Annotated in this window: 19 protein-coding genes; 12 read left to right on the top strand and 7 right to left on the bottom strand. The window is 67.0% G+C overall.

What is annotated here, in order from left to right; genetic code table 11:
- Positions 1-331 precede the first annotated feature (331 nt).
- Positions 332-925: an LURP-one-related/scramblase family protein gene (locus AUR64_RS10935; RefSeq protein ID WP_240479602.1), complete on the top strand. Its 594-nt coding sequence runs from the start codon at positions 332-334 to the stop codon at positions 923-925.
- Between the two features lie 122 nt (positions 926-1,047).
- Here the strand turns inward: AUR64_RS10935 and AUR64_RS10930 are convergent, their stop codons facing one another.
- Positions 1,048-2,313 (bottom strand): NUDIX domain-containing protein, encoded by a 1,266-nt coding sequence (locus AUR64_RS10930; RefSeq protein ID WP_058581989.1) that lies wholly within the window; start codon positions 2,311-2,313, stop codon positions 1,048-1,050.
- A 59-nt stretch (positions 2,314-2,372) separates the two neighbouring features.
- Here AUR64_RS10930 and AUR64_RS10925 point away from each other — a divergent pair, with 59 nt between their 5' ends.
- Both AUR64_RS10925 and AUR64_RS10920 read left to right on the top strand, forming a co-directional pair.
- Positions 2,373-2,894: a YfcE family phosphodiesterase gene (locus tag AUR64_RS10925; RefSeq protein ID WP_058581988.1), complete on the top strand. Its 522-nt coding sequence runs from the start codon at positions 2,373-2,375 to the stop codon at positions 2,892-2,894.
- A 43-nt stretch (positions 2,895-2,937) separates the two neighbouring features.
- A complete protein-coding gene (locus AUR64_RS10920; RefSeq protein WP_058581987.1) occupies positions 2,938-3,696 on the top strand; it encodes a coenzyme F420-0:L-glutamate ligase in 759 nt (252 codons plus the stop codon).
- A 42-nt stretch (positions 3,697-3,738) separates the two neighbouring features.
- Here AUR64_RS10920 and AUR64_RS10915 read toward each other — a convergent pair whose 3' ends face one another.
- On the bottom strand, positions 3,739-4,893 hold the full coding sequence (locus AUR64_RS10915) for a pyridoxal phosphate-dependent aminotransferase (RefSeq protein WP_058581986.1): 1,155 nt from the start codon (positions 4,891-4,893) through the stop codon (positions 3,739-3,741).
- Between the two features lie 120 nt (positions 4,894-5,013).
- Complete coding sequence (locus tag AUR64_RS10910; RefSeq protein WP_155120577.1) at positions 5,014-5,430, bottom strand: hypothetical protein; 417 nt, start codon at positions 5,428-5,430, stop codon at positions 5,014-5,016.
- A 220-nt stretch (positions 5,431-5,650) separates the two neighbouring features.
- Here AUR64_RS10910 and AUR64_RS10905 point away from each other — a divergent pair, with 220 nt between their 5' ends.
- Positions 5,651-6,634 (top strand): 5,10-methylenetetrahydromethanopterin reductase, encoded by a 984-nt coding sequence (locus AUR64_RS10905; protein ID WP_058581984.1) that lies wholly within the window; start codon positions 5,651-5,653, stop codon positions 6,632-6,634.
- Here AUR64_RS10905 and AUR64_RS10900 read toward each other — a convergent pair.
- Both AUR64_RS10900 and AUR64_RS10895 read right to left on the bottom strand, forming a co-directional pair.
- Positions 6,591-6,845: a hypothetical protein gene (locus AUR64_RS10900; protein ID WP_058581983.1), complete on the bottom strand. Its 255-nt coding sequence runs from the start codon at positions 6,843-6,845 to the stop codon at positions 6,591-6,593. The genes AUR64_RS10905 and AUR64_RS10900 overlap by 44 nt on opposite strands.
- 65 nt (positions 6,846-6,910) lie before the next feature.
- Positions 6,911-7,993 (bottom strand): M48 family metalloprotease, encoded by a 1,083-nt coding sequence (locus AUR64_RS10895; protein ID WP_058581982.1) that lies wholly within the window; start codon positions 7,991-7,993, stop codon positions 6,911-6,913.
- Positions 7,994-8,153: 160 nt separating this feature from the next.
- On the opposite strand from AUR64_RS10895, the gene AUR64_RS10890 reads away from it, so the two are divergent.
- From AUR64_RS10890 to AUR64_RS21165, 5 genes are all read left to right on the top strand, one after another.
- Positions 8,154-9,368, top strand: coding sequence for a DUF4129 domain-containing protein (locus AUR64_RS10890; protein ID WP_058581981.1), 1,215 nt, complete (start codon positions 8,154-8,156; stop codon positions 9,366-9,368).
- The gene (locus AUR64_RS10885) at positions 9,365-10,096 is read left to right on the top strand and encodes a DUF7269 family protein (protein WP_058581980.1); all 732 of its coding nucleotides are present in this window, start codon (positions 9,365-9,367) and stop codon (positions 10,094-10,096) included. The genes AUR64_RS10890 and AUR64_RS10885 overlap by 4 nt, the downstream gene beginning before the upstream one ends.
- Positions 10,093-11,349 (top strand): DUF58 domain-containing protein, encoded by a 1,257-nt coding sequence (locus AUR64_RS10880; protein WP_058581979.1) that lies wholly within the window; start codon positions 10,093-10,095, stop codon positions 11,347-11,349. Before AUR64_RS10885 ends, AUR64_RS10880 begins: the two co-directional genes overlap by 4 nt.
- The gene (locus tag AUR64_RS10875) at positions 11,346-12,842 is read left to right on the top strand and encodes a DUF7519 family protein (protein ID WP_058581978.1); all 1,497 of its coding nucleotides are present in this window, start codon (positions 11,346-11,348) and stop codon (positions 12,840-12,842) included. The genes AUR64_RS10880 and AUR64_RS10875 overlap by 4 nt, the downstream gene beginning before the upstream one ends.
- A 79-nt stretch (positions 12,843-12,921) precedes the next feature.
- On the top strand, positions 12,922-13,311 hold the full coding sequence (locus AUR64_RS21165) for a DUF7573 domain-containing protein (protein WP_058581977.1): 390 nt from the start codon (positions 12,922-12,924) through the stop codon (positions 13,309-13,311).
- Positions 13,312-13,369: 58 nt separating this feature from the next.
- Here the strand turns inward: AUR64_RS21165 and mutL are convergent, their stop codons facing one another.
- Entirely contained in the window at positions 13,370-15,022 is a 1,653-nt protein-coding gene (gene mutL, locus AUR64_RS10865; protein WP_058581976.1) for a DNA mismatch repair endonuclease MutL, read from the bottom strand.
- 5 nt (positions 15,023-15,027) lie between these two features.
- Entirely contained in the window at positions 15,028-17,784 is a 2,757-nt protein-coding gene (gene mutS, locus AUR64_RS10860) for a DNA mismatch repair protein MutS (RefSeq protein ID WP_058581975.1), read from the bottom strand.
- Positions 17,785-18,081: 297 nt separating this feature from the next.
- On the opposite strand from mutS, the gene AUR64_RS10855 reads away from it, so the two are divergent.
- The 3 genes from AUR64_RS10855 to AUR64_RS10845 are packed head-to-tail and all read left to right on the top strand — an operon-like array spanning position 18,082 to position 22,336.
- The gene (locus tag AUR64_RS10855; RefSeq protein ID WP_058581974.1) at positions 18,082-19,050 is read left to right on the top strand and encodes an AAA family ATPase; all 969 of its coding nucleotides are present in this window, start codon (positions 18,082-18,084) and stop codon (positions 19,048-19,050) included.
- Positions 19,047-20,114: a DUF58 domain-containing protein gene (locus AUR64_RS10850; protein WP_058581973.1), complete on the top strand. Its 1,068-nt coding sequence runs from the start codon at positions 19,047-19,049 to the stop codon at positions 20,112-20,114. Before AUR64_RS10855 ends, AUR64_RS10850 begins: the two co-directional genes overlap by 4 nt.
- The gene (locus AUR64_RS10845) at positions 20,111-22,336 is read left to right on the top strand and encodes a transglutaminase TgpA family protein (protein ID WP_058581972.1); all 2,226 of its coding nucleotides are present in this window, start codon (positions 20,111-20,113) and stop codon (positions 22,334-22,336) included. The genes AUR64_RS10850 and AUR64_RS10845 overlap by 4 nt, the downstream gene beginning before the upstream one ends.
- The last annotated feature ends 60 nt before the right edge of the window (positions 22,337-22,396 follow it).

The following is a 22,396-nucleotide window of genomic DNA, read 5'->3' as shown; positions in this document are numbered from 1 at the left end:
TAACGGGCCGAGGATTCTATTCCGATTCTTCTGCTCTCGGATTAGCTCACCGACCGCGGTCGCTGGGAAAATTCCTCTATCGCCTCACCGTCAGTGAACCGAGTAATGGGCCGTCACTCGTCTCCAGTGTGGATGCGCGGGGCGTCCACGCACGAGACCAACAGTACCGAACACGCGGTCAGCGGTCGGTTGTGGCTTCGGTGTCCTCTGCGAGAGGCGTTGTCGTAATTCTCCGAGATGGGGTGTTCCGGGCATAAAAACCGTCCGTCGCAGTAGAGCTACTGGTTAGTCAGACTAGACGTTGATGCTCCGCTCGCGCGTACCTTCGAGTATGAGTCGCAGAGCAGAGCGGCGAGAACGACGACAGAACAGACGCGAGCAACGACGTGCGAACAGACGCGCAGCAGTTCGCGGTGGAGAGCGACCCGACACCGGAGAGTGGGACCGGTACAAGATGACCCAACGGCTGGTCTCGGTCGGTGACGACTACGTCGTCGAAAACCAAGTGGGCGTGGCAGTGTTCGAGGTAGACGGGAAAGCACTTCGTCTCCGAGAGACGCTGAAGATGACCGACCTCGGAGCGGGCGACGAGTACAGGATACAAGAACGGGTCGCACGCGCCAGAGAGACGATGACGGTCGAAAAGAACGGCGAGCGAGCAGCGACGATACACAAAGCCGTCGTCTCTCCAATCCGTGACCGATTCAGCGTCTCTGTTCCGGGGATGCCAACGACTCTCGTCGTAGGAAACGTCCTCGATTACGAGTACCGGATGGTGCGCGACGGTGAGCGCATCGCGGAGATTTCCAAAGACTGGTTCCGACTTCGAGACAGCTACGGCATCGAAGTCGCCCCCGAGACCGATGCTGGGGTACTCATCGCTTGCACCGTCGCTCTCGATATGATGGTCAACCCGAAGCGCTGAGAGAAATCAGACCCCTTCAGGACCACCGTCGCTCTCGGGAAGGCGTCTCTCGTCGCTGATACTTATCGGTGCGACGCCGGGCCGGAGTTCCACATCACAGTGACTCTCGCTCACCTTCATCTTCACCCGTCCCACTTCTGCCACTCGCGCCGTTCGTCTGCGAGTCGTTGCACCTCGTCGGCGTCGACGACGCCCGACTCGGTGACGACGCCCGCCACGAGGTCCGCAGGCGTCCGGTCGAACAAGGGGTTTTCGACGGTGAGCGACGCGTCGCCGTCGTAGAGGTCCGACTCGGGCCGCGACTCCGGCGAAAACTCGTCGTCGGTACTCACTTTGTCGGCGGCGGCGACGACGTACAGCGGAAACCCTTCCCGCCGGGCGACGAGCGACAGCGTTCTGGTCCCGACTTTGTTGACGACACTGCTATCCGAAAACACCGTATCCGCGCCGACCAGCGCGGCGGACACGTCGTTCTCGGCGGCGACGTGTGCGAGCGCCGCGTCCGTGGTGAGCGTCACGTTTCTTCCCATCTCGGCGAACGACTCGGCGGTTGCGACGCCCTCGCCACCCGGACGCGACTCGGCGACGAGCAGCGGACGGTCGGCCGCCGAGAGCGCCGTCGTCACCGTTCCCGACCGAGAAAGCGTCGCTACTGGACCATCGTCGAGCGTCGAGAGGAGGTCCGTCGCGTGCGACGCCGCGTCGTCGTCGGCGTCGAGGGCGTCCCGAATCACTCTCGACGTTGCCTCGCGGACGCTCTCTGGAGTCGAATCGGCCTCGTACATCGCCCGGTTGACGCGGTTCTGGACGACCGCCATCCCGGGACGGGCGTCGCGGAGTTCGCGGGCGACAGCGGCGAGAGTGTCCCACGCGTCTGTGTGGTCACCGCTGGAGACGATGGCCGCGGCCTCGTCGCGGAGGACTTCGAGCGCGCGAATCGACAGAAACGCCGCGCCGTGACTCTCGTCGCCGCGGATGCTTTCGACCGTCGGCGCGACGCGGCGGTACGTCTCCCAGAGTTCGGGCACCGTTTTGCGGTCGAACATCGCCGGTGGCTGGACCCACTCCCAGTCGGCGAGTTCCGCGTTCGGCGTTACTTCCCGTGAACTGGTCTCGAACAGGAACGGATGGACGGTCCACTCGCGGTCGGTCTCGTCGTCGACGACGTGCAAGGGGTCGCCCGCGCGGACGAGCGCCGCGTCCTCGGTGTCGATGCCGGTCTCCTCGCTAAGTTCGCGGCGGGCGTCGTCGACGGCGTCTTCGGGTGCGCCTTCGACGTAGCCGGAGACGCCACCCCACAGCCCCGGGTAGGTGCCGACGGCGTCGCTGCGGCGTATCAGGAGGACGTCCGCGTCGTTTCGGAGAACGACGGTGACGACGTGTGGCATACGGGCCATTAGTTCACCGGCACAACGGTTTTTGCGGTCGGCGTGGCGGACTTCCCCGTATGCAGGTTGCCATACTCGGCGACACACACGTCCCGTCGAGCGCGGACCGTCTCCCGGCGTGGGTACGGCAGCGACTGACCGACGCGGACTACACCCTCCACACCGGCGAGTTCGACTCGGTCGACGCCTACGAGACGGTGTTGGCGCTCACGGATGGGATGGTGACGGCCGTCGCCGGCGAGGACGACCCGCCGGAGTTGGACCTCCCGATGGTCGAAACCGCCGAGTTCGAGGACGTGACGTTCGTCGTCGCCCGCGACCGCACGCAGCTCGTCGACACCGTTCGAGAACGCGCCGACGCTGGCCTCGTCGCTGGGGAGAAGAACGGACCCGAAATCGTCGGCGTGCTCGGCGGCGACCACGACCCGATGGACGAACGCAGCGACGGGGTTCGGATGCTCCACCCCGGCAGCGCGACGGGTGCGCCCCCGACGACGCAACCGACGATGTTTCTGGTTCAAGTCGAAGACGGCGAGTACGAGACGGTGTTGTTGCCGCACGAGCAGTTGCAGTTCGATTGACCGGCAGCGCGGCGTTTTTCACGCCACTCCGCAACCTCGGAGTATGGAACTGTTCGCCGTTGCCGACCTCCCGGAGATTCGACCGGGAGACGACCTCGCGGCGCTGATTCGTGACCGCGTCGACCTCGACGAAGACGACGTGGTCTGCGTCGCCAGCACCGTCGTCTCGAAAGCCGAAGGTCGTCTCGCCGACCTCTCGGCGTTTCCGGCGGGACCGCGTGCCAGAGAGATAGCCGCCCGCCTCGAATCCATCTCCGGTGACGAGAAGGACCCGAGATTCGCACAGGCCGTCTTGGAGGAGAGTACCGAGATTATCATGGAGGCCCCGTTTCTGTTGACCGAGTCGCGGTTCGGTCACGTCAGCGTCAACGCCGGTATCGACCGCTCGAACGTCGCCGGCGCGGACCTCCTGTTGCTGCCGAAGCGACCCTCCGAGAGCGCCGCACGCATCCGCGAGGAACTGCCCGCCGACCGTGTCATCGTCACCGACACCTGTGGGCGGCCGTTCCGTCACGGTCAGCGCGGCGTCGCCATCGGCTGGGCCGGGATGCCCGCCTCCCGCGACTGGCGCGGCGAGTCCGACCGCGACGGCCGCGAACTCGGCGTCACGGTCCAGAACGTCGTCGACGAACTCGCTGCGGCGGCAAACCTCGTCGCCGGCGAGGGTGACGGTGGAACACCCGTCGTCGTCGTTCGGGGCTTCGAGTTCGGCGACCACGCCGGTTCGGACGCCCACTTCCGTGAAGTGGAGGGCGACTTCGTCCGGCAGGCGCTCAGAGAGTGGGAGTTCGAGTCGAACTGAAGGGGTTCCGGCGGCCGTGACCGCCGACCGATGGAGTATGGTTCAGCGTGCTTCGAGCGCCCGCTCGATACGGTCGAAGCCGAGTTCGAGTCGGTCGAGGCTGTTGGCGAAACTGAGTCGAAGCTTTCCGGCACCCGCGTCGCCGAAGCCGTCACCGGGTGCGAGAACGACGCCGTACTCGGTGAGCAGTTCTTTGGCGATATCGAGACTCGACCCTTCCATGTCGATATCGAGGAACGCGTAGAACGCGCCCTGCGGTTTCGGGCAACTGAGCCCGTCGATATCGTCGATGCGTTCGACGACGTAGTCGCGACGCTCGCGGAACGCCTCGTACATCTCCTCGACCGGGTCTTGTGGCCCCGTCAGCGCCGCGAGCGCGGCGTGTTGGGCGACACTCGACGCACACGAGGTGGTGCTCTCGTGAATCTTGTTCACCTCGTCGATTATCTCTTCGGGGCCGCAGAGCCAGCCAACGCGCCACCCGGTCATCGCGTACGTCTTCGAACAGGAGTTGACGGTCAGCACGTGGTCGGGGTAGCCAGTGAGCGCCGCGATGCCGGTCGGGTCGCGGTCGTAGGCGAGGCCCAGATACACCTCGTCGGCGATGACGTACGCGTCGTACTCGGCGGCGGCGGCGACGACTTCCCGAATCGCGCTCTCGTCGTACATCCTGCCCGTCGGATTCGAGGGCGAACAGAGCATCACTGCGGCGGTGTTGTCGTTCAACGCGTCGCGGACGCGCTCTACGTCGAGCGGATACCCTTCGTCGGCGGGCATCGGCACTTCGACGGGGACGCCGTCGGCGAGTTTCGCCTGCGACCAGTAGTTCGGCCATCCGGGCGAGGGGATGAGCAGTTCCTCGTCGGGACCCACAGTAGAGAGCACGGCGAGGAGCAAGGCTTCCATCCCGCCGTTGGTGACGACGACTTCGTCAGCGCTGACCGCCACGTCGAAGCGGTCGGCCATCGTCTCGCCGATGGCTTCGCGGACCTCCGGGAGGCCGGCGTTTGCGGTGTAGTGCGTCTTTCCGGCGCGGGCGGCCTCGGCGGCGGCGGAAACGACGTGTTCGGGCGTGTCGAAGTCCGGTTCGCCGACTTCCAGACGGACGAGGTCGCGGTCGGTCGCCTCCGCGAGGTCGAACATCACGCGGATGCTGGAGCGGTCGACCGACCGCACGCGTTCGGTGGGTGTTACCATGGTCGTGGTGGCGACCAGCGCGGCAAAAACGTTCGCGTGGCGGCGCTTCACGCGAGGATGAGCGAATCGAACTGGGAATGCACGGCGTGCTAAATACAGTGTGTATGCAGCGCGAAGAGGTCAGACTTGGCAAGTGGTCTCGAACGATGGATTGCCGTTTTCGATTACAGCGTCGACGCGATAGTCGGGACAGTCGGTCGGATTCCACGTACCGCTCTGGCCGCTGTTGGCCGCGCCGACGAAGAACGTCGCCGACTCAGGTGCCGTACCAGTGGTGGCGAGCATCTCGACATCCGACGCTGCAGGTTGCAGAACCCCGCTGAACTGACTGCGATTGCCCTCTCCCCAGACGACTTCGATTTCGTACCGCTGTTCGGTGTCGCTGGGATTTTCGAGTACAATCGTAACCCTCGCGCTCTGTCCGGTCGTGGTTCGAGAGTCGCCGAAAGACGTGCATCCCGCAACGGAGGTACACACCACCGTGCTCAGGCCACCAAGCAGTCGTCGCCGCCCAAGGACATCGGAGTGGTTGGACACGCAGTTGTCCTTTCGCGGTCAGAGAATAAGGCTACTGGATGTACCCCTGTGCTCTGCACGCGAGTTCCGTCGTATCTGCGTGACCTCAGCAAGAGCAAAACAGAGACCGCGGCAGGTCGTGACGCGACGGCGATGTTTTTATTCACAGACTCCTTCGGCGCAGACGAATGACGACACCCCGCAAGCGCCGCCGCCGGCGACAGAAACGAAGAGGAGGAAGATGCTCGGCATCGAACTGACCCCCGAACATCCTATCGACGAACTCGTCGACCTCGGCGTCGCCGCCGAGGAGACCGGCTTCGACTCGGTGTTCGTCTCGGCGCACTACAACAACCGCGACCCCTTCGCCGTTCTCTCGCAGATGGCCGCCGCGACGGAGTCGGTTCGACTCGGTCCGGGCGTCGCCAACCCCTTCGAGATTCACCCCGTTACGCTCGCCTCGAAGGTGGCGACGCTCGCCGAAGCCAGTAACGGCCGTGCGACGTTCGGTATCGGCCCCGGCGACCCCTCGACGCTTCGGAATCTGGGTCTCGAAGACGAACGCGGCCTCCGACCCGTGTTGGAGGCGTTCAAAGTCGCCCAGAAGCTCTGGAACGGCGAACGCGTCGACCACGAGGGCACGTTCGAAGCCCACGACGCCGGACTGAACTACGACCCACCGGGCGAGATTCCGGTGTACGTCGGCGGCGAAGGGCCGCACATGTGCCGGATGGCCGCCAAGCACGCCGACGGCCTGCTGTTCAACGGTTCGCACCCCGACGATTTGGCGTGGGCACGCGAGCAGGTCGACGAAGGACTGGACGAACGACCCGCCGACCGCGGCGAGTTCGACTTGGCTGCTTATGCCTCAGTGAGCGTCGCCAAGGGAAGGGAGTCCGCACGTGAGGCCGCCCGCCCGCCGGTCGCGTTCATCGCCGCGGGAGCGGCCCCGCCGGTGCTGGACCGACACGGTATCGACCACGAGCGAGCAAGTGAAATCGGCGAGAGAATCAGCGCGGGCGAGTTCTCGGAGGCGTTCGACCTCGTGACGCCCGCGATGGTCGACGCGTTCTGTATGGCCGGAACGGTCGGCGAGGTGACGACGCGGATGGAGAAAGTGCTTCGGCACGCCGACAGCGTCGTCGTCGGGTCGCCGCTCGGTCCGGACCTCGAATCCGCAGTCAGTCTCGCCGGACGCGCGTACGACCGGGCGACGAGACGTTGACGCCGAACTCGCGGACGAGCGCACCGACGGCGAGGTAGAGCAACGCGACGGACGCGCCGACGACCATCGCGCCGCCGACAGCCATCGAGACGGCGCGGAACGCGATGGAGAGGATGTCGCCGCCGGACAGCAACACGTCGGTGATGAACAACCCGATGAGCGTGAACGTGCTCACCACGAGTTCCGTGATGAACTCCAGTATCGTAACCATGCACGGGCGTTGGAACCGCCGGTATATGGGTGTTGGTGGTTAGCGCTCGCCCCCGTCTTCTTCGGCTACTGTTCTTCGAGTTCGCCGGCTAACTCGCGGAGTCGTGCGACGCGCTCTGTCGCCGCCGGGTGCGTCTCGACGGTCACGGAGAACCCGTCGGCCTCGTCGCGGTCGGTCTCGAAGCCGTGGGGCAGAAAACAGAGTCCGCGGACCCCAGCGGAGCGACGTAAATCCCGGTTGGGGGCGACGGGGACCGCCGAGTCGAGTCGGCGAATCGCCGCCGCCACCGCCGCCGGGTTGCCCGTCGAGAGCGCCGCCGCGCGGTCGGCGGCGAACTCCCGCGACCGGGAGAGTCGACCCGCCAAGGAGACGACCGGCGTGGTGACCACGCCGAGGACGATACCGCCGAACAGCAGCGAGAACAGCACCACGAGGACGAGTCCCGACAGCGAGTCGAGAGCGCCGCCGACGGCCGCCGACAGGCCGAACAGAACCGCCGCGACGACACCGAGAGCGACAGTCGTCGCACCGCGACTCACACCCCGCGGCGTCACGGCGTCCAGAAGCGAAAACTGCCCGCTCGTCACCGCCGGCAGGAACGTCGCCAGCGTCATCACCGTCGCGTCGTGGTTCTTCACGTGCGCGAGTTCGTGGGCGAGCACGGCGTCCAGTTCCTCGTCGGACAAGGTCTCTAGCAACCCCATCGAGACGACCAGCACCGACTCGCGGAGACCACCCACAGTGAAACTGTTCGGAACACTGGTCTCGGCGACGGCCAGCGCTGGTGGCGTGAGGTCTGCCTGCGAAGAGAGGCGCGTCACGCGGCCGCGCAGGTCAGTGTACTCGTCGTCGGCGACGACGCGGGCGTCGACGGCCGTGAGCGTCTGGCGGCGAGTGTAGCGGAGTTGGAGCCATAGAAACAGCGAAACGACCGGTACCGCGACGGCGACGGCGCGAACGGACGACGGCAGCGACGCGACGCCGAGCGCAGCGGCCACCGCGTCGCCAAATGGTGCCAGCCACGGCGCGAGGAGAAAGCCGACGACGGCGACCAGCATCGCATCGAGTGCGACCACGAGCGCCAGTGTCGTGAGAATGCGGCGTGTCAGTTCCGAATCACGTGTCGCAAGCGGTGTTCGCGTCGTCATCGCGGACCTCCGGTTGCGTTCGGGGACAGCAGCTTCGGCCTGCAGCGGCCGTGGTAGAGCCAGCAGCGGCCGAAACGGAGAGGATGGAGGGAGGGAGTATTCACGCGGGTTCGCATATAGGAAAACATTTTATCGGACAGATAAGTAACCAGTGGTAACAGTGGCATACGACCTTCGCCGCGCAGCCCTCCTCTCTCTGTGCGCGCTCGCGGTCGTCGTCGCCGCCTCGCTGTTCCCCGCGACCGGATTCGGCAGCTACCCCGCGGGAGTCGGCGGAGGCGGTGGCGACGGCCCGGCGACGGGACCGGGCACTGGCGCGACAGACGACGCGACCGAGACGACACCGAGCGACGGCGGCGACGAATCGAGTGCGGGAACGACCGCGTCCGCGCCCGTCGACGAGAGCAACGACTCGGCGGCAGGTGATGGAGACGGAACCGAAGAGACGGCCACGCCGACAGCGACGCCCACACCGACGCCGACGGAGACACCGGCGGCCTCGAACGCCAACCAAACCATCGGCGGGACGCTGTTTCTGTTCCTGTTCGCCGCGCTGGCGGCCGTCGGCGTCCTCGTCGTCGGCGTCGTGGGCGGACGGAAGAAACAGCACCGCGGCGGCGACGTGGACGTGGATATCGACGTACCGTTCCCGCGCCTGCGGACCGCTTTCCAGCGCATTCCGCAGTTGACGACGGCGTTCGTCGTCGGTCTCAGTGAGTCGGGGCCGACGTTCTTCGACCGCCTCGGTCGGGTGAGCGCCGGGTTCTTCGGCGGCCTCGCCGACGCGATGGCGGAGATGACCAGAGCGATGGGAACCGCGGCCGTCGCGTTCCCGCGAGCGTTCGGCGGCGGGTTGCTCTCGTTTTCGAGCGGTCTCGGGACCGCGCTCTCCGGGTTGCCGCGTGCGCTCGGCGACGTGGGCAGCGGTGTCTCGTTCCGCCGCGGCGGTGACCGCGACCGAACCAGTCGAAGCACCCAGCGCGCGACGGCAACGTCCGAAGAGACCGAAGCGGAACCAGCACCCGAAATTCCCCCGACAATCGAGGAGGCGTGGGCGTCGATGGTGGAGGGCCTTCAGTTCGGCAACCGCCGAGCGGCGACTCCCGGTGAGTACGCTCGTGCGGCCGTCGCAAGTGGACTTCCCGTCGAATCTGTGCGACGGTTGACGCGCATCTTCGAGGGCATCCGCTACGGGAGCGTCAGACGGTCGGCGGCGCTCTCGGCGGCCGCCCGCGCGGCGTTGTCCCGCATCGACGACGTCCGAAACAGCGACGAGAGCGATGAGGGCAAAGACGACGGCGACGGTACGCGTGGCGGAAACGGTGGCAGTGGCGGAAATAGCCGAACTAGCGGAAACACCGGAGGCCGACGATGATTCGAGCAATCGACCGCCGTCTCGCCGTGTTGGCAGCAGCGGTCGGGACGCTCGCGGTGGCCGTCGGCACCGTCTTCGTCCCGGTGTCGCTCGGCGCGTCGCTGGCGACGTTCAGCCGAGTGTTCGTCGTGCTTCTCGCTGGTCTCTCGGGGCTGTTCGCGGTGGTCGTCCTGACGGGTATCGGTGAGGACCGCGCACACTGGACGCCCGAGCGGGACCCCGAGCAGGCGTACGACGGGGCGCGAGAGAGCGCCGGTGGACAGTTCGACGACGCCCTCTCGGAACTCGAAGACGAGTCGGGATGGAAGCGACAGCGCGAGAAGACGGCGATACGGCGCTCGCTGCACGACGCCGCCATCGTGACCATCGCCGCACGTGGTGACTGCAAGCGTCTGGAGGCCGCCCGCCGCATCGAGGACGGAACGTGGACGACGAACGTCCGCGCGGCGTCGTTCCTCGGCGGCGAGGAAGCTCCATCATTGCCGCTGCGTACGCGGGTCCGCGACTGGGCCGCCGGGCGGCGGTTCGAACGGGCCGCCGAGGAGACAGTCGAGGAACTGTCGGCGTACGAGGGCGGCGAGCCCGGTGACGAGAAGACAGTCGACGACTGGCCGGAACTCGCCGCGTTCGAGGCCCTCGCCGACGACGGTGCGAAAACTGCGGCTGAAGGAAACGGGGCCGACCCCGACGACGAGACGGCCGTCGCAGTGAGGGGTGAGCGCGCGTGAACCGCCGCGAGATTCCGCGGTGGAACGTCGGCCTCGCCGTTGCCTTGCTCTGTGGGGCCGCCGGTATCGTCCTCGGCAACACGGCGGTGTTTCTCGGGGCCGTCGTCGGCTTCGGCTACGCCGTCTACGGCAGCGTGACGCGTCCGCCGGAACTCGCCGTCGGCGTCGAGCGGACGCTGAGCGACGCCTCGCCGAAACCCGGGTCGACGGTGGACGTGACCGTCACCGTAACCAACGAGGGCGACAACCCGCTGACCGACCTCCGCGTCGTCGACGGCGTCCCCGAGAGCCTCGAAGTCGTCGAGGGGACACCCCGACGCGCGACGAGTCTCCGCCCCGGCGAGTCGGAATCGTTTTCCTACAGCGTGCCGGCGACGCGCGGCGACCACACGTTCGAGGTGACGTACGTCGCCGTCCGAAACATCAGCGCGAGCATCGAGCGAAGCCAGACCAAGCGGGTGGAATCGGTGTTCTCCTGTGAGTCGACGGTCGAACAGTTGCCGCTGGCCGAACAGACTATTCCCTTCGCGGGCCGCGTCGAGACGGATTCGGGCGGCGAAGGCGTCGAGTTCTACGCCATCCGGCAGTACACCAGAGAGGACCCGAGCAAGCGCATCGACTGGCGGCGCTACGCCCGGACGGGCGAACTCTCGACCGTCGAGTTCCGCGAGACGCGCGCCGCGACGGTGGTACTCGTCGTCGACGGGCGAAAGCAATCACACATCGCCGACCACGACGGCGCACTCGACGCCGTGAGCCTCAGCGAGTACGCCGCCGAGCGCGTCGCGGGCGTGCTTCTCGGCGAGAGCAACCGTGTCGGTGTCGCCCGTCTCGGCGGCACTGGGGGCTACGTCGCCCCGCGGGCGGGTCGAACACAGAGTGTCAGAGTGAGTCGGTTCCTCGTCGACGGGGCCGCCGCGCTCCCGTCGGGAACGGTCGTTCGCGGCGTCGGCAGACACCGACTCGACTCGATTCGTAAACGACTGCCCCGCGACGCACAGGTGATTTTCTTCTCGCCGCTGGCCGACGACGAGGCCGTCGAGTTCGCTCGCCGCTTCGAGGCGTACGGCCACCGGACGACGGTGTTGACGCCGGACGTGACGCCGGAGACGCCGGGTGGGACGCTCGCGCGTCTCGAACGCGAGGAGCGACTCCACGACCTGCGGAGCCACGAGGTCCGCGTCGCCGAGTGGTCGCCGGACGAACCGTTGCACGTCGCCGTCTCCCGTGGGTCGAAGGGGTGGGTCCGATGACCGACCTCGACCGACGCCCGACACAGTTCGGTTCGCGTGTCGCCGTCGCCGTCGCCACCGTCGCCGCACTCGTCGTCTGTACGGCCGCCGGCGCGCCGTTGGCGGGCATACTGGCCGTCGTGGGTGTGCTGGGAGGTACGTGGGCCGTCGAACGAGTCGACGGCGAGACGAACGTCGAACGGGCGACCGGAAGCGTCGCTCTCGTCGCGTCGACGCTCTCTGTCGCCACTGGGGTGTTGCTCTCGGCGCGAAGCAACGGCGGACTGGCAGTGGCGCTCGTCGCAAGCGCGGTTCTCGCCACGGCGCTGAACGCACGCGTCGACATGGAGCGCGAGTCGGTGAAACCCGCCGAGAGCGCGTTAGACCACTCCGCGCTTCTCGTCGGCTTCGGCGTGCTCGCCGCCGCCGCGTACCACCTCAACCTCGGCTGGGTGGTACTCCTCGCCGTCGCCGGAACGGCCAGCGGTGTCCACGCGGCTGGTACGCTCGCCCAGTTCGTCTCGCTGCAGGTGTTGGCACTCGTCGTCGCGCTGTTGTTGCCGCGGGCGCTGTCGACGCTCGACAGTTGGCTGCCCGGCGAACCGGCGTCCGACAACTTTGGGTTCCTCGAACGCGTCGGCTTGGAACTCTCGGACGTGCCGCGAAGCTACTGGGCGCTTCTGGCCGCGCAGGTGTTGGTGTTACTCGTCGGTTCGCAACTCTTCGACCAGTTCCTCGACCTGCTATCGGTTCTCGGCACCGGGATTCGACTGCTGCTGGGGTCGGGCGTCCTCCACGCTCCGTTGGCTGGGTTCGCTGCGGCCGCCGGTGGCGTTCTCCTCGCGGAACTGCTCCGACGTGGTCTCGTCGCGTGGGGCGGTAACTACCCGCCGAAGACGCTCGGCTACGCTGCTGGCGGTGTCGTCACGGTGGTCGTCGTCTCGCTCGCACTCGCGGTGCCGCAGATTTCGGCAGCCACGAGAGGTGCGTTCGGCGGACAGGCGTGGACAGACCTCGGAGCCGCGACGGTGGTGCTGTTCGCCGTCGGCGTGATACTCGCCGCGGCGGCGTTCCTCGAACGCTTCGTGTCGACGACGGCGTGGCTGCCGTTCTCGCCGGTGTTGCCCGTCCACGGCGTTGGCTTCGCGGCCGCTGGCGGCCTGCTGTTCGTCGGCACCGTCGCCGCCGCCGAAGCCGACGCGCACCCGCTGGTCGTCGTCGGTGGCATCGCCGCGTCGATTTTCGTCTGGGACGCCGGCGACTACGCGGCTCGACTCGGCCGCGAACTCGGCCGAGGCGCGGAGACGCGACGGGCCGAACTCGTCCACCTCACCGGGAGTGCGCTCGTGGGCCTCGTCGGCCTCGCGGTGACGACCATCGTCCTGTACGGCGTCGGTCCGGCCAGCGTCCCCGGCGGCGAGGGAACTGCCATCGTCGCGCTGTTTTCGGCGCTGGCCGCACTCGGCGTACTCGTCTGGTTGCTCGTCTCCGACGACGACGAGTCGGCGGCGTGAATCGGCGCACGAATCCGCAGGCGACAGCGCTGCGACGGCCGACGGAACCGTTTAAGCGTCGCCGTCGACGACAACGGGTATGGGCGACGACCGTTCGCTGGACGAGTTTCTCGGCACGTCGGAGGCCGATAGCGCCGACGACACCGACGCTGAACCGTCGGGCGACGAACGCGACGGAGACGGGTCGGTAGACGACTCGGCGGCGACCGGCAACGAGGTGACCGACGACTCGGTGGTGAACGACGACTCGGTGGTGAACGACGACGCAGCGACGGGAGTCGATGGAGACGACGCTCGTGTCGGCGAGGCCGAAACCGAGGCGGATGCGGAGGCGGTGAAACCGGCAGTCGCAACGTTCCGTTGGTCGTCGACCGGCGTCGCCTGCGCTGTCTGTGGCGACGTGGTGCAGCGACGGTGGTACGACGACGAGTCCGAGGACTACGTCTGTCTCGACTGTAAGCCGTGGTAGGAGGGCAGGAAAGAACGCGAGCGCTTGGGCCGCGCTACACCAACCGTGACTGGCCGCCTTACGCCAACCGCGACTGACCGCGCTGGAAGCCGCGAACCAGCGCCTCCTCCTCGATTGAGAGCACCGTCGGCCGGCCGTGCGGACAGGCGTACGGTTGGTCGCACTCGCCGAGACGCCGAAGCAGCGCCGTCGCATCTTCTCCGGAGAGCGTGTCGCCCGCCTTCAGCGACGGATGACAGGCGAAGTCCTTGAGCAACTCGTCGCGGAGTTCGTCGGGTTTCGCACCCGCACGGAGCGTGTCGAGCGTGTCTCGGAGCGCGTCGGCGTCGAGCACGCGGCCCAACGGCGCGGGGACGGCGGTGAGACGGAACGCCGACCCGCCGAAGGGGTCGAGGTCGAAGCCGAGTTTCGAGAGCGTCTCGCGGTGGCTCTCCACCGCGGCGGCCTCCGGCGGCGACAGCGACAGCGTCTGGGCGGGGTCGACGTCGACGGATTCGATTTCTTCGCCGTCGAGCGCGGCCCGGAGTCGTTCGTAGTTGATTCGCTCGTGGGCGGCGTGCTGGTCGACGACGAGCAGGTCGTCGTCGGCCTCACAGAGCAAGTACAGTTCGCGGAACTGCCCGATGACGTTCACCTCATCGAACTCCGACTCCTTCGAGACCGACGCCAGCGAGGAGTCGAGGTCCATCGCAACCGCGGCCGAGCGCCGGAGGTCGGCGGTCGTGAGCGCGTCGTTCACGGCGGTTTCGACGGCGTCGGCGACGGCGGATTCGGTTCTGAACGTGACGCGCGCTTTCGCCGGATGGACGTTCGCATCGACCAGTGCCGGCGAAAGCGAGACGGCGACGACGGCGATGGGAAAGCGGTTGTTCGAAAGCAGGTTGCCGTAACCGCGAACCGTCGCCTTCCGAATCACCTCGTCGCGCAGCGCTCGGCCGTTGACGGCGGTGTGGACGTGGGTGTGCTGGGCGCGAGTGATGGACGGATAGACGAGTAGACCCTCGATTTCGAGCGCATGTTCTCGTTCATCGAACTCCACGGTCGTCCGGTGGTCGAACTCGGTACTTTGGCCCGCGACGTCTCTGCCGTAGGCCCCGAGCACGGCGTCGGTGTAGCCCGTGCCCGTGGTTTTGAACGTCTCGCGGCCGTCGTGGGTGAGCGAGAATCGGGTGTGAGGGTTCGCCAGCGCGTATCGGGTCACGACGTCGCTGATGCGGCCGAACTCGGTTCGTGTGGCGGCGAGGCTCTTTCTGCGCGCCGGACGGTTGTGAAACAGGTCCCGGACTTCGACGGTCGTGCCGACGGCCCGTCCCGCCGGGTCGACGCGCTTCTGGCCGTTTTCGACGCGGACCCGCGTGCCCCGGGGACCACCGTCGTTGGTCGTCACGTCGAGCGTCGCTACCGAGGCCATGCTCGGCAGCGCTTCGCCCCGAAAGCCGAGGGTGTCGACGGCGTCGACGCCGTCGGGGCCGTCGAGTTTGCTCGTCGTGTGTCGGTCGACGGCGAGGGCGGCGTCGTCTTCGCTCATACCTTCCCCGTCGTCGGCGACGCGGATGCGCTCCGTGCCGTTGCCGTCGACGGTCACGTCGATTCGGGTCGCACCGGCGTCGAGGCTGTTCTCTATCAGTTCGGTGACGACGCTCGCGGGGCGCGTCACTACCTCGCCAGCGGCGATTTTCGCTATCGTTTCGCTGTCTAATCGTGAAATCATCGAATCTACTCGTCGAGCGTGCGTTGGAGGTCGTTCAGCAGGGTCAGCGCCTCCAGCGGCGTCGTCGTCGCCACGTCGACGCTGCGGAGGGTTTCGGCCACGTCACGGAGATGGTCGTCGGTGCTGTCTGCCGATTGTTGCTCGGCGGCTATGGGGGTTTCGTCGGTTCGCTCGGCTGAGTGTCCGTTCGCCGAGAACGACGCGAGCGAGGCGTTTTCGGGTCGGGGAGGAGGCGTCTCGGAGTCGTTCGCTGTCGCCGAGTTCGCACCGGATTCATCCCCCGACTGCGAGTCGGCGACGAGTTCTTCAGAGCGGGCGACGACCGAACTCGGCACGCCGGCCATCCGCGCGACTTCGACGCCGTAGGAGGAAGAAGACGCTCCCTCGGCGACGCGGTGCAGGAACGTCACGTCGCTGTCGGCGTCGCCGTTCGGCGTGTTCGACTCGTCATCGCTCCTGTCGCCGCGTTCGACCGTGAAGTGCAGGTTCTGTACGCCCGGCAGGTCGTCGGCGACGGCGGTGAGTTCGTGGTAATGCGTGGCAAACAGCGTCGTCGCCCCGACCTCGTCGTGGAGGAACTCGGTCGTCGCCCGTGCGATAGCGAGGCCGTCGGTAGTGCTGGTGCCGCGGCCGACTTCGTCCAAGAGAACGAGCGAGTTCTCCGTCGCGTGGTGCAGTATCGTCGTGAGTTCGCTCATCTCGCGCATGAACGTCGACTGCCCGCCCGCGATGTCGTCGGAGGCTCCGACGCGCGTGAACACGCGGTCGACGACGGGGAGTCGGGCAGCGTTCGCAGGGACGAAACTGCCCACCTGTGCGAGCACGACGATGAGTGCGACCTGCCGCATGTACGTCGACTTCCCGCTCATGTTCGGCCCGGTGACGAGCGCGAGTCTCGACTCCGTGAGGTCGGTGGGGTTCGGAACGAACGAGTCCTGCTGACGTTCGACGACGGGGTGTCGGCCACCGTCGATTGCGATGCCGTCCGCGCCGAGTTCCGGACGGGTGTAGTCGTTCTCGACGGCGACCGAGGCGAGTGTAGTCAACACGTCGATAGTCGCCAGTGCGTCGGCCACCGACTGGATGCGCTCGCTCTCCTCGCCGACGTCGCCGCGAACCTCCCGAAACAGTTCGTATTCGAGGGCGTCTGCGCGTTCGGACGCGCCGAAGATTTCGTCCTCGCGGCGCTTCAGTTCGGGCGTGTAGAAGCGCTCGGAGTTCTTGAGGGTCTGTCGCCGCGTGTAGTCGTCGGGGACGCTGTCGAGATTCGCGTTCGTCACCTCGATGTAGTAGCCGTGGACCTGATTGTGACCCACCGACAGCGAGTCGATGCCCGTCCGTTCTCGTTCGCTCGATTCGAGGTCCGCAACCCACTGGCGACCCTCGCGTTCGGTCGCTCTGAGGTCGTCGAGTTCGGCGTCGAAGCCTTCCTCGATGACGCCACCTTCGGTAATCTCCATCGGTGGGTCCGAAGCGATAGCGCGACCGATGAGGTCGCGTACGTCGTCGAGTTCGTCCAGAGAGTCACGAAGCGACAGCAGGCGGTCGCAGTCGGCGTCTTCGAGCGCGTCCTTGACGTCGGGCACTACGTCGAGCGTCGCCTTCAGCGAGCGCAGGTCGCGGGCGTTCGCCCGGCCGCGGGAGACGCGGGCGACCAGTCGCTCCACGTCGTACACGTCGCGGAGGTGGTCGTGGAGGTCTTCGCGGACCAACGACCGAGACGTGAGTTCGTCCACGGCGTCGAGTCGGGCGTCGATGCGCTCGCGGTCGACGAGCGGGCGTCGAAGCCACTGCTGGAGCCGACGGCGGCCGAGTGCGCAGGCGGTGTCGTCGAGTACGTCGAACAGCGTCGGCCCGTTCGAGGGACCCTGTGACTCGAACAGTTCGAGACTTCGCAGCGCCGTCGCGTCCAGTCGAAGACCGTCGCGGGGGTCGTAGCGTTGGATGCGCGAGACGTAGTCGAGCGTTTCGTCGCCCTGCGTGTACTCGGCGTAGGCGAGGAGTGCGCCGACCGCGCGGAGTTCGGCGTCGTTGCCGACGACGGCGTCGGGCCGCGGGACGTACTTCTTTAGTGTGCTGCGAGCGGCGCTGGAGGCGAAGACATCGGGGTCGAACTCGGTTCGCATCGCGTCGCCGTCGAGGGCCGCGGGGTCGACTCGGGCGTTCGGCCCGACGACGATTTCCGCGGGGGCGACGCGCTGGAGTTCTTCGAGCGCTCGTTCGGGGTCGGCGGCGCTCGTGACGAGACACTCTCCCGTGGAAACGTCGACGGCGGCGACCGCGTGGTGTGCGGAGTCGTCGCTTTCGTCGCTGTCCGTGCTGTCCGCGCTGGCGACGCAGGCGACGTAGTTCGTCGACCCCGGCGAGAGGAGTTCGTCGTCGACGACAGTTCCCGGAGTGACGATTTGGGTCACGGCGCGGTCGACGAGGCCCGACGCCTCCGAAGCGTCTTCGACCTGGTCGGCGATGGCGACGCGGTAGCCCGCGTCGAGGAGGGTGTCGACGTACGAGGCGGCGTTGTCGATGGGGATGCCTGTCATCGGGTACGTGCCCGTCGAGTCCTCGCGTTGGGTGAGTGTCAGTTCGAGAATGCGGGCGGTCTCCTCGGCGGCCTCACAGAACGTCTCGTAGAAGTCGCCGACCTGAAAGAGCACCAAGAACTCGTCGTACGCCGCACAGAGGTCGTAGTACTGACTCAGCATCGGCGTCAGGTCCTCGCGGTTCGCCCGCATCTTCGCCGGAGGTCCCGTGACCGCAGTCATACCGGGAGACGGACGGCGAGGGGTAAAAGCCACACGACAGCGACGGGAGAATCGACCGAAGACGAGACAGAAGCGGGACCGAGAAACGGAACGTACACGAAAGTTGTACAGAGACGGGGAGAGACGGTCGGAGACCACTGTGCGGGCGGAAATCGTGCCACACGCGCACGCCCGGCAAAGTTACGTGGATTCGACCGTTATACAGAACGAGAGACGTGTGCGCCTTAGCCTCACGGCCAGTTACCCGGACCGACGCGACGCCAGAGCAGTGCCGAACCTGTCTTTACCCCGTATCACATGACTGACGCAGAGACGACGACCCACGGAGCGAGCGAACGCACAGCCTTACCAGTCGAGGAGACAGCAGACCTCGTCTCCCGAATCTCCGACAACGTCGAACGCGTCATCGTCGGCCACACGGACGCTATCGAACATATTCTGATAACGCTTTTCGCGCGGGGGCATCTGCTGCTCGAAGACGTCCCCGGCGTCGGCAAGACGATGCTCGCGCGGTCTATCGCCCGCTCCATCGACTGTTCGTTCAAGCGCGTGCAGTTCACGCCCGACCTCCTCCCCTCGGACGTGACAGGCGTCAACGTGTTCGACCAGAAAACCCGTGAGTTCGAGTTCCAACCCGGACCGGTGTTCGGTAACGTCGTCCTCGGCGACGAAATCAACCGCGCGCCGCCGAAAACCCAGAGCGCGCTGCTGGAGGCGATGGAGGAGTCACAAGTCACCGTCGACGGGACGACACACCCGCTGCCGAACCCCTTTACCGTCATCGCCACCCAGAATGACGTCGAACTGAGTCGCACGTACGAACTGCCAATCGCCGAAATCGACCGGTTCATGAAGAAACTCCGTCTCGGCTACCCGAATCACGCCGACGAGACGGAGATGTTGGGCCGCGTCGCCAACCGACACCCCATCGAGACGCTCGAAGCGGTCGCAACGACCGAAGACGTGCTGCGAGCGCGCGAAACCGTCTCCGACGTCGAAGTGTCGGAGCCGATTCGGTCGTACGTCTCGAAACTGGCGACGTACACCCGCGACAACGCTGAGTTGGGCGTCAGCCCCCGCGGGAGCATCGCGCTGGTCCGCGCCGCGCAGGCCCGTGCGGTGCTCGACGCCCGCGAGTACGTCGTCCCCGACGACGTTCAGACCGAACTGCCGAGCGTGTGGGCCCACCGTATCCGCCCGGCTACGGGAAGCGAAACCGGAGAGACCGTGGCTCAGGCGGCGTTAGAGGCCGTCGCCGTCGAATGAGGCTCACGCGACGCGGTGCGGCCGTCCTCGGCGTCTGCGTCGCGGGCTTCGCCGCCGCCGAACTGTACGGCTCTCGGTCGCTGAACGCCGTCGTGTTTCCGGGCCTCGTCGCACTCGTCGCCGCAGTCGTCCAACTGCGGTCGTTCGACGAACCGACGGTCCGTCGCAGCGTTCCCGACGACGGCTTCGTCGGTGAGACCCATCGAGTGACGCTGGAACTCACAACCGAGGGAACGCCGTACAGTGCCGACGTCGTCGACCACGTCGGCGAGGGCCTCTCGCGGCGAACGGAGTCGAAAACCGAGACGACCGTCGGCGGCGACGCTATCAGCTACGACGTGACCTACGAGCGACGCGGCGAGCGAACGCTCGGACCGCTCACTGTCGTCGCCCGCGACGTGTTCGGCCTGCTCGAAACGGAGTTCACCTGTCGCGGCACCGACCGCGTGCTCGTCTATCCCGCACTGCGTCGAGTTCCGGGGTGGGCGCGCGCCGAACTCTCTGGTGTCCACGGCATCGGCCTCACCGAGGACCGCGACGAGTTCAGCACCATCCGCGAGTACCGCCACGGCGACCCGATGCGCGACGTTCACTGGCGTTCGAGCGCCAAGCGCGACGACCTCATCGTCACCGAGTATAGCGCCGACGAGGAACGCCGCGCGGTGACGCTCACCGCCGGTGGTCAGCCCAAACGCGCCGACGCGATGGCCGAAGCCGTCGCCAGCCTCGCGTTCGCGCTGTTGGACGCGGGCGTTCCGGTCACCGTCTCGGTGCCGAGTGGCCGCGCCGTCGCCGAACCGACCGCCCGCGACAGACGCCGAGTGCTCGAACTGTTAGCACGAACCGACGGCGGACCCCCGCCGGACACGACGGCCGACGTTATCGTCCGTGCCGAACGCGACGTAGTCCGGATTCTCGTTGACGACAGAGAGACGAGTTTCGAGACGCTAACCGAGAAGAAACGGGCGGCCGACGGAAGCGGCGTCGAGGATAGAGAGATGGGAGCCAAACGGGCCGCGGAGGCTCGCTCGGGCGGACAGCAGTCGATGGGTGAGACCGCATGAGCCGTCGCACCTTCCGGGGTGGGGCGCTGGCCGGTATCGCACTGCTGTTGTTCGCGCTCACGAGCGAACTGTACCACATCACCGACGTCGTCGGCGTCGGCGTGAGCACGACGTACATCCTCGTCGCCGCCGGAACGGTGCTCGCCGCGACGGTGGTCGCACGACTGCTCCGGCCGCGAGCGGCGTTCGTACTGACGCTTCTCATCCTGCTGGGTGGGTTTGCTGCGTACTTTTTCTCGCTCCCGGCGGGCCAACGCGCCGTATTCTCGCTGGACAGAGTCCTTGCGGACGTAGTCGCGTTGCTCACCGGATTGTCGGTGCTGCGACTGGCGCAGGCCGACGTGTGGGCGCTGGCGGCGACGCCCGCGCCGGTGTTTTTCACGTGGTATCTGGCGCTTCGGCGGCGGTACGTCGCCGCCGCGACGGTCGGTGGAGCGACGCTCGGCCTACTGGTGCTGACGGGTGACGCTGGGCCGTTGACGACGCTCGCCGGCGTCGTCGGTGTCGCCGGAGCCGTCGCACTGGGAACGCTCGAAGCGCGCGGCGGCGTCTCCGCACAACTGGACACCTTCGCCATCGTCGTCGCGGCGATGATTATCGCATCGGCGTCGCTGTCGGTCGTACCGGGCGGGGCGGCCCAACCGCTGCTGCCGGATACGAACACGCCGACGAGCGAGCAGAACCTCGTCCAGTCGAACGACCAGGTCAACATCGAGGGCAGCATCAGACTGTCGCCGAAAGTGCGCTTCAGCGTCGAGAGCGCCGAACCGCGGTACTGGCGGACCGGCGTGTACGACCGCTACACCGGCAGCGGGTGGGTGCGTTCGGAGTCCGATACGAGGGCGTACGACGGGCGGTTGGAGAGCGGACCGGGTGACCGGCGCGAACTCACCCAGCGTGTGACTGCGCGGACGCAACTGGAGTCGTTGCCGGCGGCGGCCGACCCGGTCGAACTGCGCGGTAGCCCCGCCAACGACGCACTCGTCACCGAACAGGGGACGCTCCGCGTCGGCGGGTCGCTCAGAGAGAACGAGAGCTACACCGTCGTCAGCGAACTGCCGCAGTACACTCCCGAGCAGTTGCGACGCTCGGGAGACGACTACCCCAACGACGTTTCGGGGCGGTATCTGCAGTTACCCGACAGTACGTCGGACCGTCTCCGTGAACGGACCGCCAACGTCACCGAGGGCGAGGAGAACGCCTACGACAAAGCCGTCGCCATCGAGGAGCATCTGGAGTCGACGAAGGAGTACTCGCTGACCGTCGAGGAACCCTCCGGTGACGTCGCCGACACGTTCCTCTTCGAGATGGAGGCAGGTTACTGCACGTACTACGCGTCGACGATGGCGGTGATGCTCCGTTCCGAAGGGATTCCCGCACGGATGGTGACCGGCTACACCCCCGGCCAGCGGGTGTCGCAGAACGAGTGGGTCGTCCGCGGACTGAACGCCCACGCGTGGGTCGAGGTGTACTTCCCGGAAGTCGGCTGGGTGCAGTTCGACCCGACGCCGAGTTCGCCGCGGCAGTCCGCCGAGGACGTCCGTCTGGAGAGCGCCAGACAGAGCAACGAGAGCGGCGTCGACACCGGCAACTCCTCTACCGGCGAGTGGACGCCGACACCGACGGACACGCCCGCAGAAACCGACGCGAACACGACGACGACTTCGACGAGCGCCGACATCGACGGACCGCAGGCCCAACAGTCGGGGGCGAACGCGAGCGTCCCCGGGGGCGCGGTGAGCGGCCTCGGCGAGAACCAGACGTTCTCGCCGACCACGAACACGAGCGGTGGCACTGGCGAGGGAGACTCCGGTGACGGCCTCCCGTCGCGCGAAAGCATCGGGGTCGGACTCGCAGCGCTCGTCGGACTCGCCGCGGGCGCACGACGAACCGGCGTCAGTACCCGTGCGTACCGCAGTGTCTGGGTACGGGTACAAGGGCGACGGCAGACACCCGAACGGGACACCGAACGCGCGTTCGAGCGCCTCGAATATCTGCTGTCGCGGCAGTACCGCCCGCGACGACCCGGCGAGACGCCGCGGCGGTATCTGCGGAGCCTCTCCCGTCTCGGTCTCGACGAACGCGCACTCAGCGTCGGCGAGGCGTACGAGCGCGCCCGATACGGGTCGGGCGTGAGCCGTGATGAGGCGGACTCCGCGATAGAGACGGTCGACGCGCTCGTTCGGCGAAGCACGCCGGTACTGGGCCGGTTCCGGTCGTAATGGGTCGGGTCCAGTCGCAACCGTCGACGACGAGTCGGTGAAATCGACGGAAGCATCCGC

The organism is Haloprofundus marisrubri, assembly GCF_001469955.1.
In the GTDB taxonomy this organism is placed as follows: domain Archaea; phylum Halobacteriota; class Halobacteria; order Halobacteriales; family Haloferacaceae; genus Haloprofundus; species Haloprofundus marisrubri.
The sequence above is the reverse complement of the archived record's forward strand: the minus strand, read 5'-3'. Positions and strand labels throughout refer to the sequence as shown.